This is a genomic window from Janthinobacterium foliorum (assembly GCF_978021625.1).
Window position 1 is genome coordinate 537,087 of sequence record NZ_CDXDQE010000001.1, and the last position, 16,685, is coordinate 553,771.

Here is a 16,685-nt window from a genome sequence, read left to right on the forward strand (position 1 = left end):
GATAGGAAACAATGTAGTCATGAAAGAAAAAGCCACCATCCGCGTATTCATTGCCGACGATCATGCGATCGTGCGCGAAGGCTTGAAGCAAATCCTTGCCGATACGAAAGACATCATCGTTGCCGGCGAGGCGGAGAACGGCCACGACGCGATCAAATTGTTCCGTGGCTCGAAATGCCAGGTCATGCTGCTCGACATTTCCCTGCCCGACCGCAGCGGCATCGACGTGCTCAAGCTGATCAAGAAGGAAAAGCCGGAGCTGGCCGTGCTGATGCTGTCCATGCACCGCGAAGACCAGTACGCCATCCGCGCCCTCAAGGCGGGCGCGGCCGGTTACCTGACGAAGCAGAGCGCGCCGCGCGAGCTGGTCACGGCCATCCGCCAGGTGGCGGGCGGCCTGAAGTACATCAGCGCCTCGCTGGCCCAGGAATTGGCCAACACGGTGGGCGAAGACCATGAAACGGCGCTGCACGATACCTTGTCGGACCGCGAATACCAGACCCTGGTCATGATTGCCTCGGGCAAGGCTGTCGGCGTCATCGCCGAAGAGCTGAAGCTGTCCGTGAAAACCGTCAGCGAATACCGCGCCCGCCTGCTGGTCAAGATGAAACTCAAGAATAGTGCCGAGTTGACGCATTACGCCATCCGCAACCAGCTCGTGGATTGACGGCAAAGCGGCATGGCCGCTGGCATCCGGCGAATTGGATGGACTTCTCCTTGCTTCTCGCACAATAAGTTCTTTGCCAACTCGCCTATCATGAGGATAATTAGAATATATCTAAAAAGGCTTTGCCTACATGTCCAGTAAATTGCCATCTCCGCCAGCAAACGCTCCCGCTGGCGCCACGAATAACGCCGGCACCACGGCGATGAATCCGGCCGATATCGCCCGCGAAGCCTTTCGCCGCCTGGCGACGCGGCGCATCGCGCCTACGCCCAGCGCCTACCGCGACATCTACAATGAAATCGCCGGCATCACCGAGCCGGCCGATACGCCAGCCACGCCTGCGGCCGTGCTGGCCGCCAGCGCCAACGTGGACAAAGGTGCGGAAAACGGCGCGGAAAATGTCCTGACGCAATTCGCCACCAAGATGAGCGAATCCGCAGGCGAACTGGGCGACTTTGGCCGGCGCTTCCAGCGCGCCCTGAAGGCACGCGACTGGGACAGCTATGCGCGTACCCTGGCGCAACTGGCGGAAAAACAAGTCAAGAAAGGCGGCGGCATCGAATTGCCGCCCCTGCCCGACGGCGAACAGACGCGGACCCTGCGTGAATTGCTCAGCCGCACCCTGGGCTTTGCCGTCGCCACCTTGCTGACGGGCACGCCCGCACTGGTGGAAGAGGCCGAATCGCTGGGCGCCGCCATCAAGCAGGCGCATACGGAAGAAGCGCTGAACGAGGCGGCCTTGCGCCTGAAGCAGCTGTGCTACCAGATCGAACTCAAAAGCGGCGATACGGCCGAGCAGCAGGAATTGCTGCTGCGCCTGTTCAAGCTGCTGCTCGACAACGTCAGCCAGTTGCTGGACGACGACAGCTGGCTGCGCGGCCAGGTCGATGCCGTGCAAAACCTGATCGCCGGCCCGCTGGACCAGCGCGCCCTGGAAGACGCCACGCGCAGCCTGAAGGAAGTCATCTACAAGCAAAGCCAGCTCAAGCACAGCCTGTCCGACGTCAAGCTGACGGTCAAGAACATGATGATGACCTTCATCGACCGTCTGGGACAGGTGGCGGCCAGCACGGGCGACTTCCATGAAAAGATCGGCGGCTATTCGGAAAAGATCAGCCAGGCGGAAAACATCAGCGAATTGAACAGCGTGCTCGACGAAGTCCTGCGCGAAACGCGCATGGTGCAGAACGAAGCGTTGCGCGCGCGCGACAAGATGGTGCTGGCGCGCCAGGAAGTGCAGGATGCGGAACAGCGCATCCACACGCTGGAAGCCAAGCTGCAGCATATGAGCGAACTGGTGCGCGAAGACCAGCTGACGGGCAGCCTGAACCGCCGCGGCCTGGACGATGTCTTCGAGCGAGAAACGGCCCGTTCCGACCGCCGCGGCACGCCGCTGTGCATCGCCATGCTGGACCTGGACGACTTCAAGCGCCTGAACGATACCTACGGTCATTTGGCCGGCGATGCCGCCTTGAAACACCTGGTCAAGATCGTCAAGGAAACCCTGCGCTCGATGGACGTCATCGCCCGCTTCGGCGGCGAGGAATTCCTCATCCTGCTGCCGGAAACGACGGTCGACGCGGCCGCCTCGACCATGACCCGCCTGCAGCGCGAGCTGACCCGCCACTTCTTCCTGCACGACAACGAAAAAGTACTGATCACCTTCTCCGCGGGCGTGGCCCTGCGCCACCCCAACGAAGACCAGGCCGAACTGGTGAAACGCGCCGACCGCGCCATGTACCAGGCCAAGCAGACGGGCAAGAACCGGGTGGTGGTGGCGGATTGAGCTGCTTTGTACGGATGCCGCCAATACAAATGCCGCTCAATGAGCGGCATTTTGCATTCAGCGGACCATCGGCATGCTGGCTACGCCGTGGCAGACTGGCGCCTTGCGCGGCGTTGCGCGACGAAGCCAAGCAATCCTAATCCAAGCAAGGCCATGGCATAGCTTGAAGGTTCCGGGACCGCGGAAGTCAATGTCAGGTTCAGATACTTTTCTCTGCCAATATTGATCGCATCATTGAAATTCGTCCAGCCCCATTGGGACATAATGACAAAGCCAACGGCACTGTCGCCACGCTGGTAGGCGTCATTCACGAATGTCGTCAGATCTATTGCCGCGTGTGAATATCCTCCCTGGGGAAGGCTTCCTATTTCCCCTTTGGCTTCGGGTCCGGAGCTATTAAACAAGCTCAATGACTCCCAATTTCCATCCACTGCATAGATTTTGATGTCACGATTCGAATTGAACATCGAAACATAAGTTATATCGAATATGGCAGATGAAATATCTGTTCCAGCAACATAATTTGGCAATAGAAATTTCTCGTATTGTTTATAGGTTCTGCCAGGGCCAGCGCCTGCACTGCCGCCATACAGAGAGCTATCGATCACTCCACTCGTATAGTTACTGGAGTTGAAGTAGGTGGAAAAATCATATTTAGGCTTAATTTCCAGAACTTCAGAGTAGCTGAGTGCAGAGACACTCATGAGGCTTAAAAATAAGAATGCATTGCGTGAGAAATTTGCAACCTGCATGAATAACACCTTTTTCAAATAATAAAATTTGTAACACAATATTTTATTATAACAATAGCACAAATTCCATTTACTTAATGATCAATCAATAAAAACACTGTAAAACTGTTGATTTGGAATTTTTCAATGATTTAAATTAAGAAATTACAAAAAAATATTCAACCCATAAAAAAGATCAGGCAGCAACGGCATGCGGTGCGACAAACGAAATGCAAGACAGGAGGAGGAAGATCGAGGAAGGGGAAATGGCACAAGAGCGCTGCGGCGTCTATTCAGAAAAAGATGCCGAGAATAAACAGGCGCCATGTGTAGCGCCTGCCAGAAAAACAGATGTTTTTAACGGTAAGGATGCTCATCAGCAAAGAAATCGATCAAGCCGCCTTCATGCTCGATCAGGATGGACTTGGCGACGATGCCTTCGCGCGCCATTTCCGCAGCGATGTCGCGGGCGCGCCATTGCGTGGGGATGATGACGACGTCGACCGGCTGCGTCTTGAGCAGGTCGCGGTAGACGATTTCCTGGCCCAGGCCCGGCACGAAGGTGCCGGCCTTGTCGGGGTCGGAATCGACCACCAGCGGGAAGCGCAGCGCGTCGGCGCCGAACTGGTGCATGAAGGCGGCGGCCTTGCCCGTGCCGCCCCAGATGGCCACGCGCTGGCCGCTGGTGGCCAGGGAATCGAGCTGGGCGGCGATGGTCTTGCGGCTGCGCTGGGCGGCGGCGGCAAAGGCATTGCTGTGGCGCGCCCGCTCGCGCAGGGCCTTGGGTATCTGCAGGCGCACCAGCGCATACACCACTTCGCCATCATAGCCGTGCGCCAGCTGCACCACTTCGCCCGCGCGCTGCATCAGGGTGCGGAACGATTCCGTCGTGAAGTGCGACATGTGTTCGTAGAAGAAATCGGCCAGGCGCCCCGTGGCAAAGACGCGGTCGATGCACGGCACTTCGGCAAACAGCCAGCACGGCTTGTCGGAGCGCGACGCGGCCCACGCCATCTGCTCCACCAGCGAGGCGGGATCGGTCAGGTGTTCCAGCACGTGGCGGATCACCAGTGCATCGGGCGCGAATTCGGGCACATCCTGCAGCGGCTGGAAATAGCGCGCGTGGAATTCCACGCCGCGTCCCGTTTCCGGCGTGGCATTCGGGTCGAAACCGATGAAACGGCCCTGCTCGCCCCGGGCATCGGCCAGCGCGCGCACGAAATGGCCTTCGCCGCAACCGATATCGATCACCGTGGGCGAGTCCGGCAACCGGGCCAGCAGCACGTCGCGCGTATCGGCCAGGTGGCCTTTCCAGATGCCGCCCTTGTTGAACATGCGGTTCGGATTGTTCTGGTAGGGGATGGCGTCGTAGGAAAACGCGCGGTTCCACACGTGCGTGCACTGCGGACACTGCACGAAATCATGCGGCTGCACGGCCATCGCCTGCGCCTGCGCCGCGCTGGCTGGCCAGCCCAGGGTCGCCAGCGCGTGCTGGCCGCCATCGAAAAACGCCGCCGCCACGCTATGCGCGCAGACGGGACAGACTGCCGGGACTAGTTGCTGTTTCATGCAAAGATCACTTTCTTGAAGTAGGCGATGGTTTCTTTCAAGCCATCATGCAGGCTCACCGTCGGTTCCCATTCCAGGGCGGCGCGCGCCTTGGCGATGTCGGGCTGGCGGCGCACGGGGTCGTCGGCTGGCAGGGGGCGGAAGACCAGTTCGCTTTTCGACTCCGTCAGGCGCAGCACCAGCTCGGCCAGTTCGCGGATGGTGAACTCGGATGGATTGCCCAGGTTCATGGGACCGATTTCCTGCGTCTGGTTCATCATGCGCACCATGCCCTCGATCAAGTCGTCGACATAGCAGAACGAGCGCGTCTGCTGGCCGTCGCCGTACAGCGTGATCGGCTCGCCGCGCAAGGCCTGCACGATGAAGTTGCTCACCACGCGGCCATCGTTCGGATGCATGCGCGGGCCATAGGTATTAAAGATGCGCACCACGCGGATATCCACGGCCGACTGGCGGTGGTAATCAAAAAACAGGGTTTCCGCGCAGCGCTTGCCTTCGTCATAGCAGGCGCGCGGACCAATCGGATTCACGTGGCCCCAGTAATCCTCGCGCTGCGGATGCACCTGCGGATCGCCATACACTTCCGAGGTGGACGCCTGCAGGATGCGCGCGCGCTTGCGCTTGGCCAGGCCCAGCATGTTGATGGCGCCCAGCACGGAAGTCTTGGTGGTCGAGGTCGGATCGTTCTGGTAATGCACGGGGCTGGCCGGGCACGCCAGGTTGTAGATGCGGTCCACTTCCACGTACAGCGGCAGCCAGACGTCATGGCGCAGCAGCTCGAAGCGCTTGTGGCCCAGCAGGTGGCGGATGTTGTCCTTGCTGCCCGTATAGAAATTATCCACGCACAGCACATCGTGGCCATCGGCGATCATGCGGTCGCACAGGTGCGAGCCGAGGAAGCCGGCGCCGCCGGTAATCAGGGTGGTACGGGACATTATTGCTCTCCTGCGTGATCAATCACCGCCATCCGGGCGTGCCACATGCCCCACATGGCGTCTTCGAAATGGCGCGCGAAACGGGGCGCGTCGTACAGGGGCGAGGCCAGCACCTGGCCCCGCAAGCGGGCGCGCAGGGCCGCCAGCGCCGCCAGGTCACCCGCCTTTTGCACGGCAATGGCGACGTATTCGTCATCCTCGGCGGCGACCCAGTCCGGCAAGCCGGCGTTGTGCAGGACGGATTCGCCCAGGTGCGACAGGAAACATTCACCGCAGCGTGTCACGATGGGCAGCCCCATCCAGAGTGCCTCCATGCTGGTGGTGCCGCCCGGGTACGGAAAGGGGTCGAGCACGATGTCGGCTTGCTGATAAGCTGCCAACAGCTCGGCGCGCGGCGCGGAGCCTTCCAGGCGCAGGCGGTCGGCGCTGATGCCGTGGGCGGCAAACCGCGCCGTGGTGCGGCTGCAGACGCCGGCGTCACTCAATTGCAGTGTTTTCAGGAACAGCCGCGAGCCTGGCACGGCTTGCATGATCCGCGCCCACACGGCCACCACGCCATCATTCATCTTGTTCAGCTTATTGAAGCAGGCGAAGGTGACAAAGCCATTCTCCAGCGCCGGCAAGGGGCTGACCTGGAGGTCAAAGGCTGGCGGGCTGAAGCACAGATAGCTGTCCGGCAGGTGCCACAGCGTTTCCGTGAAAGCCTCGCTCTCGTCCAGCGGAGCGACAAAGCGGTCGCCCAGCAGATAATCCATCTGCTGCACGCCGGTGGTGGCAAAGTAGCCGAGCCAGGTCGCCTGCACGGGAGCGGGCCGCCAGGCAAACAGCGGCAGCCGGTTATCGGCCGTGTGTCCCGCCAGATCAAGCAGCACGTGCACGCCATCGGCCTCGATCATTTTCGCGGCTTCCTCGTCGGTCTTGTCGGCAATCGGGCGCCAGGCGGAAAAATGCGGCGCGATACGGTCCGTCAAGTCATCCACCTTGATCACGGTGGGATAGGCGATCAGTTCGACGCGGCGCGTGTTCAGCGATGCCAACATGCTTTCCAGGAAGTAACCGACGGGATGCTTGCGCAAGTCGCCAGAGACGACGCCGATGCGCAAGCGCGCGGCATCGCGGCGGCACGACCAGGCACTGAAAGGCTGGCTGGCATAGGCCGCCACGGCCTTGCCAAAGCGCCGGGCTTCGGCCAAGTGGCGGCCGGACGCGCTTTTCGCGCTATAGCTTTGCAGCATCAGCAAATTGCTGTGCGCACTGAAAAACTCCGGCATCATGGTGATTGCGCGGCGATAGCTCAGCTCCGCAGGGCCAAGCTGTCCCAGTTCCTGCAACACCAGTCCCATATTGTTCTGTACTTCCACATCGCGGGGCAGCAGCCGCACGGCCTTTTGCATGCATGGCAAGGCAGGCCTGAGGCGCCCCTGCATCAACAAGGCAAGCCCCAGCATCTTCCAGGCCACGCCGTCATTGGGCTTGCGGCGCGTCAACGCGCGCGCTTCCCGCTCGAGTTCCGGATAGCGCTGCTGATCGAACAAAATGGTCATGGCTTCGGCGCGGGGCTTGTCCGACGCGGGCGGCGCACTTTCTGCCGCCAGTTGCCGCGGCACGCTGTCCTCTGGCACGCCGTTCATGCGCAAGGTCAATACCTGCTGCAAACGGTCGGTATCCAGGCTGTCGAGACCATGCTGGCGCCCCAGCGTCAGCATCTGCTGCGCCATTTCATGCTGGCCAGCCAGTATCAGCGCTTCAATATAGTCGAGCCAGCTGGTGGCCTGATCTGGCTGCGCCCCAAGTGCAACAGCAAAATACGGCACGGCGGCGGCGGCGTCGCCCACGCGCATCGATAACAGGCCAAGTTGTCGGTTCGCAAATGGCTCCCGCGGCGCCAGCTCCAGCACCGCCAGGAACAGCTGCGCGGCCACATCCAACTCGCCATCACGCAAGTGCTGCTGCGCCATGTGCAAGGCGGCATCGATGGTCTGGGTCACTTCTTGCGACAGCGGCGCGGCGGCGGAGCTGTTTGCGTCCATATCAGTCGTTATCATAAAAACTCAAGGTTAGGCCGGATCGCGCTGCCATGACAGCCACGGCAGGCGGAATGTGTAATTTGGTAACGATATTACCAGCTAGGCCCTGGCGCAAGACGTGGAGCATGGGGGGAAAGGGGGTGCTAATAGATGCTTTGCGGAACGATGACGCCCAGTGGCACGGCGCCCCGGGCGCGGACAGCGGGCGGAAAACGATGAAAATAAATGTTTTTTCACCCTCAAGTTTTTCCGCATCCTGTCGTCTAGCGTGCCGTGCCCGGGAAAAATGAGGGTGAAAAAATAAAATAAAGAATGTTTTTCCCTATCAACTTTTTCAGGCGGCCTCCGATAAACATTACAACGACGGTTTGATTGCTTCAAAGCACAGAAGCAGACCAACGTGACTAGCACATAGCGCAATGTAATACCTGTCTGGAGAATTAAAATGGCTGCAGTAATTAACACCAACATCGCTTCCCTGAACTCGCAACGCAACCTGTCGACCTCGCAATCGGCCTTGAGCACCTCGCTGCAACGCCTGTCCTCCGGTCTGCGTATTAACAGCGCCAAAGACGACGCCGCCGGCCTGTCGATTTCGGACCGCATGACGTCGCAAATCAACGGCATGACCCAAGCGACCCGCAACGCCAACGATGGCGTGTCGCTGGCGCAAACGGCTGAAGGCGCACTGTCGAGCTCGGGCGACATCCTGCAACGCATCCGCCAACTGGCCGTGCAATCGTCGAACGCCACCAACTCGGCCAGCGACCGCCAGGCGCTGCAAACCGAAGTTGGCCAGCTGAATTCGGAATTGAACCGTATCGCCCAAACCACCTCGTTCAACGGCCAGGCTTTGCTGGACGGCACGATGGGTACGGCCAACTTCCAGGTCGGCGCCGATGCCAACCAACTGATTTCGGCCAATGGCGCGAACTTCCTGACCAGCACCTACGGTAACAACCGTGTGGAAAATGCTGCAGTGCAAGCATCGACGGCCAGCAACGCTGTCGCTTCCGGCAAACTGGCCATCTCGGGCAAGTTTGGCGCCACCACCATCGACACCACGACCACGTCGTCGGCCAAGTCGGTCGCCGCCGCAGTCAATGCCAAAACGGCCAATACGGGCGTGACGGCCGACGCTCGCACCGACGTCAACCTGGACCTGGGCGCTGAAGCATACTCGTTCAAGATTGCCTCGGACAATGCCGCCGACGTCACCGTGTCGTTCGCCGTCACCGGCGCCGCCAACACGGCCGCCGACTTTGCCGCAGGTATCAACGCGATCAATGCGCAAACGGCAAAAACCGGCGTGACCGCCCAGTACGATGCATCGCAAGGCGGTATCAAGCTGAGCAATGCTAGCGGCGCGGATATCAAGATCACCAACGGCACCAATGCCAACGTCAAGCTGGACGTGTCCACCTACGACACGGCTGGCGTGAAAGTGACCGGCCCATTTACGGCGGCTACCGCAGCTGGCGGCGTGGCAACGGCCAACGGCCGCGTCACCTTCGACGGCGACAGCAGCTTCTCGGTCAGCGAAACAGCGGCAACGGGCCTGAAACTGACGGGTGGCGTCGCGGTTGGCGCCAACCAGGGCTCCAGCCTGAAAGCTGTCTCGACACTGGATGTCACCACGTTCGATGGCGCCCAGCTGGCACTGAAGATCACGGATGCAGCCTTGTCCACGGTCAACAGCCAACGCGCACAGTACGGCGCCTTGCAATCGCGCTTCTCCTCGGCGATCAGCAACCTGCAATCGACAACGGAAAACCTGTCCGCTTCGCGCAGCCGCATCGTCGATACCGACTTTGCTGCAGAAACGGCCAGCCTGACCCGTGGCCAGATCCTGCAACAAGCTGGTACCGCCATGCTGGCGCAAGCGAACTCGCTGCCAAACGGCGTGCTGAGCCTGCTGCGCGGCTAATCATCGATTAGCCAAGCGACATCGCTGGACCAGATTCCCCTGCCGGATTTCTTCGGCAGGGGAATTTTCACTAGGGGAACACCATGACTATCGACACCATAGCTGCGGCCTCCGCAGCCCGCATCGAGAAAAGTTACGCGCCAGCGGAACCGGCCATCGCCCGCACCCAGGCGCCGCGCAACGCCGGCACCGACGCCACGGCCAGCGGCCAGGAGCCGAGCCGCGCGCAGCTGGACCAGGCCGTTTCGGAACTGAACCAGTCGCCACAGGTCAAGACCCAGGGCTTGCAATTCTCAATCGACGAAGATAGCAAGCGCACCGTGGTCAAGGTCGTCGACCAGGAAACGCAGGAAGTATTGCGCCAGATTCCTACCAAGGAAGCACTGGAGATTGCCAAGTCATTTGCCTCGGCAAAAGGCCAGCTGATCAGCCAAAGCGCATAAGCCATGCAGGCAAGACGCGCAGGATCAATACAGAAAGCAATGGAACCGCGGACATGGGCCGGCCAGTGAGAACTGGACCGGCCCTGTTTTTCAATGCAGTTCAGACAACAAACACCCTCCCTGCCCGCCTGCCTTTTCAGTGAACTGAAAACAGGACCGTAAAAGCCCCTCTCAAGTCCTGATTGATTCTGCCGATAACAGCTTATATTAGTGTTTTCCTAGGAGCAGACAGTGGCTATCGCACCAACCTTATCCTCCCCGGGCATCGGCAACAGCACGCTGGACGTCAACTCCATCATCGACAAGCTGATGACGGCGGAATCCGCGCCTCTGGCCACGTATGACAAGAAAACTGCCTCCTACCAGGCCAAGCTGAGCGCGCTGGGGACCTTGAGCGGCGCCGTGGGCGCCTTCCAGACTTCGCTCTCAGGCCTGAGCAACAGCAACAGCTTCCGCGCCGTCTCGGCCAGCCCTGGCGACCCCCTGGTGTTCACGGCCACGGCCGGCGCCAAGGCCGTGGCCGGCAACTACAATATCAATGTCAGCCAGCTGGCACAGTCGCAAACCCTGACCTCGGCCGGCTATGCCAGCAAGATTTCCACCATCGGTTCCGGCGCCAAGACGACCATTTCTTTCCAGTTAGGCAATGTCACCGGTGGCACCTTCGGCGTGAATGGCACAGCCCTCAGCGGCACCACCTTGCAAAACGGTATCAGCAATGGCTCGCTGACCCTGAATGGCACCGCCATCCCGACGGACAGCACGATCAAGAGCGCACGCGCGCTGGCGGAAGCCATCAACGCCAAGAGCAGCACCACGGGCGTAACGGCCACGGCCCAGCCGGCGGCCAGCAGCCCCACCCTGTTCGCCGGCTACGGCAACGTCGACACCGGCGCGGACGGCACCTATTCCCTGTCCGTGGGCGGCATCAATATTGTTACGCAAGGCAATGGCGTGGCGGCGGGTGCCGGCATCACCGGCGCCTCGCTCGACACCACCCTGGCCGGCCCGAACGCCATTTCGAATGCGCTGGCCGAGGCGAATATCACCGTCAGCGGCAAGGCCGCCGACGGCACCCTGCAATTCACGCGCGCCGACGGCTCCAACATCCAGATCGAGGAAGTGGTCACGGGCGACGTCAAGGGCGGCATCGGCCATGCCTCCACAGCAACGAACACGGGCTCCAACGTTACCGTCGCCAGCTCCATCACGCTCAGCTCGACCAACGGCAGCCCCATCACCGTTGCGGGCAGCAATCCAGCCGCGGCCGGATTGACTGCTGGCGCGGGCGGCGCGTATATCGGCAGCGGCTTCACGCAGGATGCCACGCAGGCGACGGGCACGGTGGTCATCGATTCGACGAATAACTCGCTGCAGGGCATCCGCGACGCCATCAACAATGCGGGCCTGGGCGTGACGGCCAGCATCGTGTCGGACGGCTCGGACAAGCCGCACCATCTGGTGCTGAGCTCGTCGAAATCGGGCGCAAACTCATCCATGAAAATCTCGCTGAGCGGCAGCGACGGACAGCCGGCCGACAGCGCGCTGAGCGACTTGCTGTCCTACGATGCGTCGGGCACGCAAAACCTGAAGCAGAACAGCGCTGCGCAGAACACCATGCTGAGCGTCAACGGCATTCCCATCACGAACAGCTCGAACAGCATCGACAGCGCCATCGAGGGCGTGACACTGAATATCCTGAAGGTGGGCACCAGCTCCCTGTCCGTTTCCAAGGATACATCGACGGTGAAGACCAGCGTGACGGCATTCGTCAAGGCCTATAACGACCTGAACTCGTCCATTGCCAAGATGACCTCGTACAACGCGGAAACCAAGCAGGCCGGCGTCATGCTGGGCGATTCGACCACGCAATCGATCCAGACCCAGCTGCGCAAGCAGCTGAGCACCTCCATCAGCGGGCTGACCGGCAACCTGAAAACCCTGGACCAGGTCGGCATCACCTTCCAGAAGGATGGCAGCCTGGTGCTGGACTCGGCCGTGCTGGACAAGGCCATCAACGCCAATTTCTCCGACGTGGCGGGCCTGTTCTCGGCACTGGGCAAGACCACGGACAGCAATGTCAGCTTTACCAGTTCGACGGCCGCCACCAAGCCCGGCGCGTATGCGCTGAACATCACCAACATGGCCAGCCAGGGCACCCTGAACGGTAACCTGACTCTGCCGGCCTCGACCACGATCGCCAGCGACACCACCTGGAGCATCACCCTGAACGACACGGAACCTGCGGCGGCCAAAAATACGGCCACCGTGACTATTCCTGCCGGCAACTATACGCCGGCCCAGATGGCCGGCCTGATCCAGTCCTCGATCAATGGCGTGAAGACCTTCAGTGACAATGGCGGCTCGGTGACGGCGTCGATCGACGGCAACGGCCGCCTGGTAGTGGCATCGGCCCGCTACGGCTCCGTTTCCAACCTGGCCGTGGCCAGCGTCTCGGGCACCAGCGTGGAATCGCTGATCGGCACCGGCGTCACGCCCACCAAGGGCACCGACGTGGCCGGCACCATCGGCGGCCAGCCCGTCATCGGTTCGGGCCAGACACTGACCGGTGCGCCGGGTTCGCCCGCCGACGGCCTGAAGATCGAAGTGACGGGCGGCGGCGTGGGCGACCGGGGCACGGTGAGCTTTTCGCAAGGCTATGCCTACCAACTGAACAATATGGCCGCCTCCTTCCTTGGCACGGACGGCATCATCACGGGCCGCACCACCGGCATCAACGCCAGCATCAAGGATGTGGCCGACCAGCGCCAGCGCTTTGCCGACAAGCTGACGGGCATTGAAGCGCGCTACCGCGCCCAGTACACGCGCCTCGACGTGACGCTGAGCAGCCTGGCCACGACGCAATCGTATTTGACCCAGCAGCTGGCCGCCATCGCCGCCAACCGCTAAGCCCCATCATCAGGAGAAGCACATGTTTGGAACCCAACAACGCGGCGTCAACGCCTATGCCAAGGTCGGCCTGGAAACGGGCATCGTCTCGGCCTCGCCGCACAAGCTGATCGTGATGCTGTACGACGGCGCCCTGGTGGCCGTGCTCAGCGCGCAGATGCACATGAAATCGGGCAACGTGCCGGAAAAAGGCAAGGCCATCTCGCGCGCCATCCAGATCATCGACAATGGCTTGCGCGCCAGCCTGGACAAGAAAGTGGGCGGCGAGATCGCCGAAAACCTCGATGCGCTGTACGAATACATGGGCGCGCGCCTGCTGGCGGCCAACCTGAACAACGATGTGACCGTGCTGGAAGAAGTGCAGCGCCTGCTGACCGACCTGCGCGAAACCTGGAACGCCATTGGCACCACGCCCGCCGCCACTCCCGGCGCCGACCTGAAACGTATGCCCAGCCTTGCGAGCGCCTGATCCATGATGACGAATCAAGAAGTCCTGACCACCTACGAAGCCATGCAGACCCTGACGGGCCAGATGGTGACCGCCGCCACCAATGCCGACTGGGATGAACTGGAAGCGCTGGAACAGCGCATCAGCATGCATGTGGCCGCGCTCAAGGCGAATGAAGAAAAAGTCGTGCTGGAAAGCGCCGGCCGCCTGCGCAAGGTGGCGCTGATCAAGCAGATCCTCGAAGACGACCGCAAGATCCGCGACCTGACCATGCCATGGATGGCGCAATTGTCCAAGCTGATCAATAGCACCGGCACCGAGCGGCGCCTGGCCAACGCCTACGGCGTGTAAGCGCGCGCGGGGCGGGGCAGGATCATGTTGCCGAAGATGGACGCCATCGGCATGACGCCCCTGACCCCGGTCAAGGGCACGCGTCCGGCCGACACGGTCGCCGACCCGCGCCAGGCCGAGTTCCAGCGTTCGCTGCAGGGACTGGTCGGCAAATCCATGCAGGGACAAGTGCTGGCCCGCATGGGCGACGGCAGCTTCCTGGTGCGCGTGGCGGGCACCCCGGCCCGCATGCAGCTGCCCGCCGGCGCCCAGCTGGGCGCGGACATTCCGCTGACCCTGATCGGCATCAATCCCCGCCCCTCTTTTCAAATCGGCAATCCCCGCGACCAGGCCGCCCAACCCCTGCTGACGTATGCGGACGCCGACGCCGAACCCGACGCGGCCGAAGCGCGCGGCGCCCAGGCCGGCGCCGCCCAGGCGGGCACGCGTGCCGGCAGCACGGCCGCCACCCTGCTCAGCCGCGCGCCGCTGACACCGGCCAACCTGCTGCCCGCACTGGCCGGCGACACGCCCGCCCCCGAACTGAGCACCACCGCGCGCGCCATCAGCAGCGTGCTGGTGCAGGCCGAAAGCGTGCCCGGCGCGCCGGTGGCGCTGGTCGGCAAGACCCCGCTGATGGCGACGCCGGGAGCCGATCCCGCGCAATTGGCGCAAAAACTGCGCGACGCGGTCGGTAGCAGCGGCCTGTTCTATGAATCGCACGTGGCCGAATGGGCCGAAGGCAAGCGCCCGCTGGCCTCGCTGCTGCTGGAACCGCAGATGCAGAAAGCCCAGCAGGCAGAGGCGCAGAAGCCGGGCACGGACCTGGCCTCCGCGCAGCTGATCAATTTGCAGCTGCACACGCACGAGCAGGCCCGCGTGCAGTGGCAGGGCGAGGCGTGGCCCGGGCAGAAGATGCAGTGGGATATCAGCAAGGATGCGCCGGAAGGACAGCAGCAGAACATGCCGGACGATGGCGAAGAGGCGACCGCCTGGCGCAGCAACGTGCGCTTCCAGTTTCCCCTGCTGGGCGACCTGGCCGCCCACGTGGTGTTGCAGGGCGGCCGCGTGGCCATCCAGATGCAGGCCGGCAGCGAAGCGAGCGCCGCCACCTTGCGCCAGCACGCGGCGCGCCTGGAAGCGGCGCTCGATGCGGCCGGCTGGCCCCTGACATCCCTCAGCATCGCCGGCAAGCCGGAAGCCGCCGTGCAAGCCGCCGACGCTCCGCCAGCGGCAGCGGGAGCCGATGATGCTTGACGACACCAAGCGCAAGGTGCCGCAGACGGCCGTCGCGCTGGCCTACCAGAGCGGCACGCCGGCGCCCAAGGTGGTGGCCAAGGGCAGCGGCCTGATCGCCGACCAGATCATCAGCACGGCGCGCGAGCACGGCGTCTTCGTGCATGAATCGAAGGAATTGGTGGCCCTGCTGATGGATGTGGACCTGGACCGGCAGATTCCGCCGGGCCTGTATCGGGCGATTGCGGAACTGCTGGCCTGGTTATATCATATTGAATCTGCGAATGGCGGGCCGATCCCGCCGCCGCCCGACACCAGCTCACTTCCCACCGATACATAGACAGGCATCAATGCAAGCACATATTATGGATTCCGGCCTCGAAAACTGGCATGACTTTGAAGTGGAATCGCGGCGGGAAATCATCGCCTTGCTGCGCAGCATAGGCGAAAAGAACCAGCTGATCCGCATGCTGATCCACGGCGAATCCGATGTGTGCGTCACCTCGATCCTGGAAGTCGATGCCGAGCGCAATACCGTCATCCTCGACCGTTCCGTGAATGCCGACCAGAACCGCCGCATGGTGGCGGCCACCGGCATCTCGTTTGAAACCTCGCTCGACAAGATCCGCATCCTGTTCGCCAGCGCCCTGGTGGAAGAGTGCAGCCATGGCGGCACGCCCGCCTTGAAGATTGCCGTGCCGGAAACCCTGATCCGCTTGCAGCGGCGCGAGTATTACCGCATGACGACGCCCGTCAGCAATCCCGTGCGCGTCTCCATCCCGCTGCCGCCGGCGCTGGGCGGCGCAGATACCCTGTTCCCGCTGGCCGACATCAGCTGCGGCGGCATCGCCATCCTGGACAATAAACTGATGCTGGGCGAGACCATCGGCAAGGACTACCCGGGCTGCCGCATCGACTTGCCGGACGTCGGCATCGTCACGGCCACCTTGCAAATCCGCAACTCGCTGGACATGACCCTGCTGAATAACAAGCTGAACCGCCGCCTGGGCTGCCAGTTCGTCGACCTGCCGCGCAGCATGCTGGCGCACGTGCAGCGCTACATCACGCGTCTCGAACGCGAGCGCAATGCGCGCATGGCCGGGTTGGGATAACCCCTGACAAACCTGCTGCGCGTCGCCATTTGCGGCCTGCGATGCTCACTGTACTAGAGTACAGTTCCGCTTCTCGGCCACAACTGGCTTGCGCTCGCCACGGTTTGCAAGGCGTTCGTGACATACCAATACATTTACCTGTATCAAACTTGCATATTCATGATCTCATGATATGCAGAAACCAGCTTGTTGCGCACCTGCACCGTGGCCTGGAATTCGATGCTGGACTTCTGCATCGAGACCATCACGTCCGACAGGCTGACCTTGTCGTCGCCCATGGTAAAGCGCTGGCCCATCGCCGACGATTCCTTTTGCGAACTGCTCACGGAATCGAGCGCGCTCTTGAAGGCATCGGCAAAATTCACCTTGGCCGCGGGCATCTCGGTCTGGATCGCCGGCAGCTTCGCCTCCGGCCGCGTGGCCGCCGACTTCAGTTGCGCGATCATCGCCTCGATCCTGCTGCTATCGATACCGCCTGTTTTCACTTTGCCCCCCTTTGTTGTCTATTCCGGCCTGTTGCTGCCAGAGAACAAAACCCTGGCTTGCACGGCAACGCCGGGTACA

General features: G+C 61.8%; 15 protein-coding genes. 10 read left to right on the forward strand and 5 right to left on the reverse strand.

Translation table 11 applies throughout. The annotated features are described in order from the left end of the window. Positions 1–19 precede the first annotated feature (19 nt). Together ACZ92H_RS02405 and ACZ92H_RS02410 are read left to right on the forward strand one after the other, a co-directional pair. Positions 20–667 carry a response regulator gene (locus tag ACZ92H_RS02405; RefSeq protein WP_131371334.1) on the forward strand — a complete coding sequence of 216 codons (648 nt, stop codon included), beginning with the start codon at positions 20–22 and terminating at the stop codon, positions 665–667. Between the two features lie 202 nt (positions 668–869). Then, positions 870–2,453 (forward strand): diguanylate cyclase, encoded by a 1,584-nt coding sequence (locus ACZ92H_RS02410; protein WP_465048456.1) that lies wholly within the window; start codon positions 870–872, stop codon positions 2,451–2,453. Positions 2,454–2,533: 80 nt separating this feature from the next. Here the strand turns inward: ACZ92H_RS02410 and ACZ92H_RS02415 are convergent, their stop codons facing one another. From ACZ92H_RS02415 to ACZ92H_RS02430, 4 genes are all read right to left on the reverse strand, one after another. Further along, positions 2,534–3,205: a DNRLRE domain-containing protein gene (locus tag ACZ92H_RS02415; protein WP_465048154.1), complete on the reverse strand. Its 672-nt coding sequence runs from the start codon at positions 3,203–3,205 to the stop codon at positions 2,534–2,536. Between the two features lie 336 nt (positions 3,206–3,541). Beyond that, positions 3,542–4,753, reverse strand: a complete 1,212-nt coding sequence (locus ACZ92H_RS02420) for a class I SAM-dependent methyltransferase (RefSeq protein WP_465048153.1) — start codon at positions 4,751–4,753, stop codon at positions 3,542–3,544. Next, on the reverse strand, positions 4,750–5,688 hold the full coding sequence (locus ACZ92H_RS02425) for a UDP-glucuronic acid decarboxylase family protein (RefSeq protein ID WP_071322410.1): 939 nt from the start codon (positions 5,686–5,688) through the stop codon (positions 4,750–4,752). Before ACZ92H_RS02425 ends, ACZ92H_RS02420 begins: the two co-directional genes overlap by 4 nt. Then, on the reverse strand, positions 5,688–7,718 hold the full coding sequence (locus ACZ92H_RS02430; protein WP_465048152.1) for a tetratricopeptide repeat protein: 2,031 nt from the start codon (positions 7,716–7,718) through the stop codon (positions 5,688–5,690). The genes ACZ92H_RS02425 and ACZ92H_RS02430 overlap by 1 nt, the downstream gene beginning before the upstream one ends. A 442-nt stretch (positions 7,719–8,160) precedes the next feature. Here ACZ92H_RS02430 and ACZ92H_RS02435 point away from each other — a divergent pair, with 442 nt between their 5' ends. The 8 genes from ACZ92H_RS02435 (at position 8,161) to ACZ92H_RS02470 (ending at position 16,121) form a co-directional block, all read left to right on the forward strand. Beyond that, entirely contained in the window at positions 8,161–9,642 is a 1,482-nt protein-coding gene (locus ACZ92H_RS02435) for a flagellin N-terminal helical domain-containing protein (protein ID WP_465048151.1), read from the forward strand. Between the two features lie 83 nt (positions 9,643–9,725). Beyond that, complete coding sequence (locus ACZ92H_RS02440; RefSeq protein WP_465048150.1) at positions 9,726–10,085, forward strand: flagellar protein FlaG; 360 nt, start codon at positions 9,726–9,728, stop codon at positions 10,083–10,085. Positions 10,086–10,316: 231 nt separating this feature from the next. Beyond that, positions 10,317–12,995 carry a flagellar filament capping protein FliD gene (gene fliD, locus ACZ92H_RS02445; RefSeq protein WP_465048149.1) on the forward strand — a complete coding sequence of 893 codons (2,679 nt, stop codon included), beginning with the start codon at positions 10,317–10,319 and terminating at the stop codon, positions 12,993–12,995. A gap of 22 nt (positions 12,996–13,017) precedes the next feature. Then, the gene (gene fliS, locus ACZ92H_RS02450) at positions 13,018–13,464 is read left to right on the forward strand and encodes a flagellar export chaperone FliS (protein ID WP_465048148.1); all 447 of its coding nucleotides are present in this window, start codon (positions 13,018–13,020) and stop codon (positions 13,462–13,464) included. Between the two features lie 3 nt (positions 13,465–13,467). Next, positions 13,468–13,794: a flagellar protein FliT gene (locus ACZ92H_RS02455; protein WP_131371351.1), complete on the forward strand. Its 327-nt coding sequence runs from the start codon at positions 13,468–13,470 to the stop codon at positions 13,792–13,794. 24 nt (positions 13,795–13,818) lie between these two features. After that, positions 13,819–15,030, forward strand: coding sequence for a flagellar hook-length control protein FliK (fliK, locus tag ACZ92H_RS02460; RefSeq protein WP_465048146.1), 1,212 nt, complete (start codon positions 13,819–13,821; stop codon positions 15,028–15,030). After that, positions 15,023–15,349 carry an EscU/YscU/HrcU family type III secretion system export apparatus switch protein gene (locus ACZ92H_RS02465; protein ID WP_131371356.1) on the forward strand — a complete coding sequence of 109 codons (327 nt, stop codon included), beginning with the start codon at positions 15,023–15,025 and terminating at the stop codon, positions 15,347–15,349. Before fliK ends, ACZ92H_RS02465 begins: the two co-directional genes overlap by 8 nt. A gap of 25 nt (positions 15,350–15,374) precedes the next feature. After that, positions 15,375–16,121, forward strand: a complete 747-nt coding sequence (locus ACZ92H_RS02470) for a flagellar brake protein (RefSeq protein ID WP_465048145.1) — start codon at positions 15,375–15,377, stop codon at positions 16,119–16,121. Between the two features lie 143 nt (positions 16,122–16,264). On the opposite strand, the gene fliE is transcribed toward ACZ92H_RS02470, so the two are convergent. Next, positions 16,265–16,567 (reverse strand): flagellar hook-basal body complex protein FliE, encoded by a 303-nt coding sequence (fliE, locus tag ACZ92H_RS02475; RefSeq protein WP_465048144.1) that lies wholly within the window; start codon positions 16,565–16,567, stop codon positions 16,265–16,267. Between the last annotated feature and the right edge of the window lie 118 nt (positions 16,568–16,685).